We start from the raw sequence: 1,488 nt of genomic DNA, 5'->3' as shown, positions 1-1,488 counted from the left end.
CGGCCAGCTTGCTCAAGGCGTAAACGTAAGTCTTGCAAGGACGTATGAAGCCCGGCTCCAGATTCTCCCCGCAGCTTTCCGTAACGGTGTAGCGGTCACCGTTGGTGTCGAACGCCATCGCCGCGATCTCCCGCGTCGGGTTCGCCCTGTCCCGTTGTTCGAGCGTGCGATGTGTCGTCGAGCCGGTGTCGATGATCTGCAGGGAGCCCCAGGTATCGGCGTAATAGATCGCGCCCTTGGGATCTGCGGCGATGAACAGCTTGCTGTGGTGCCCAGTGTTGATCACGGTGGGCGAGGCGGCGCCCTTCGGCAGCCGCCGAAGGTCCCTGTCTGTCGAGACGATCACGTCGCCCGCGGTCGTCACCGTGAGCCTGTTCGGAGAAGGGTCGCTGATGCCGGATCCGAGTTCGAACGGCAGCGGCACGGGGTCGCTCGACCCGGGCGCGAATCGCGCGACTCGGCGTGGGTTCAGCGAGAGAACGTAGACCGACCCGTCGGGACCGGCGGCGAGGCTGATCGGCACGCCGATCTTGGTCGCGACTTCGGTCTGGCTGGTCGCGCCCTTCTTGAGTGCCGACAACCGGCCGGGCGATTGCCGGACAACTCCCAGCCCTGGCTGTTGAACTTGTTGCCTTTTCCGGTGTCGGCAACGTACACGCCGTCACCGGACACCGCGACCGCCGCCGCGAGCGCTACTTCACCGGCAGCTTCACTACCCGGTTGTTGTTCTGATCCGCGACGTAGACGTTGCCAGCGGAATCGACCGCTACGCCTGTGGGAACGTTGAGGCCGCTAAATGGCAACACCTCCTGGTTGGACGTGCCGGCTTGCAGCTTCACTACCTGGTGGGTTTCGGCTGAATCGTAATCGGTGATGTAAACGGTGCCGGCGGAATCCACCGCCACACCGCAGGGCGTGTGGAGGCCCTGAAATGGCAGCACTTCCTGGTTGGATGACCCTGCCCGCAGCTTCAGCACACGCTTGCCCTGGTCGGTTGTGTAGACGGTGCCACCAGCGTCGACTGCCACACCGTGCGGGCCATCGAGGCCGCTAAACGGCAGCAGTTCCTGGTTGGACGATCCTGCCGGGAGTTTTAGGACCCGCTTATTGTGCTCGTCGGCGATGTAGACGGTGCCTGCAGAATCCACCGCCACTGACCTTGGGAGGGCGAGGTCGTTGAAGGGGACCACCTCCGGAGCGGTCGAGCCTACGCGAAGTTTCAGCACCGGTCGGTTGCCGCCCAAGTTTGTCACGTAGAGGTTGCCTGCCGCGTCCGCCGCCACACCGGCAGGGTGGCCGAGATCGGTGAAAGGCAGAACCTGCTGGGTGTACGAGCCTGCCAGCAACATGAGCACTCGAAGATGGACCCAATCAGTGACGTAGACGGTGCCGGCTCTGTCTACGGCGACACCCGAGGCGCCGTCGAGGCCGCTGAAAGGCAGCACCACCTGTGAACCATAGCCACGCGCGACCGACGGTTTGGTCAGC

At 64.0% G+C, this 1,488-nt stretch carries 2 protein-coding genes; both read right to left on the bottom strand.

Annotated features, from left to right (window positions below):
- The coding region (locus AC5Y5V_RS31305) for an NHL repeat-containing protein (protein ID WP_499942946.1) at positions 1 to 580 on the bottom strand (580 nt) is incomplete at its 3' end.
- Between the two features lie 112 nt (positions 581 to 692).
- Positions 693 to 1,488: NHL repeat-containing protein (locus tag AC5Y5V_RS31300; protein ID WP_499942944.1), on the bottom strand; the 796-nt coding region annotated here is incomplete at its 5' end.

Source organism: Mycobacterium sp. NGS68 (assembly GCF_059812195.1).
This window is presented reverse-complemented; position numbering and strand designations above follow the sequence as displayed.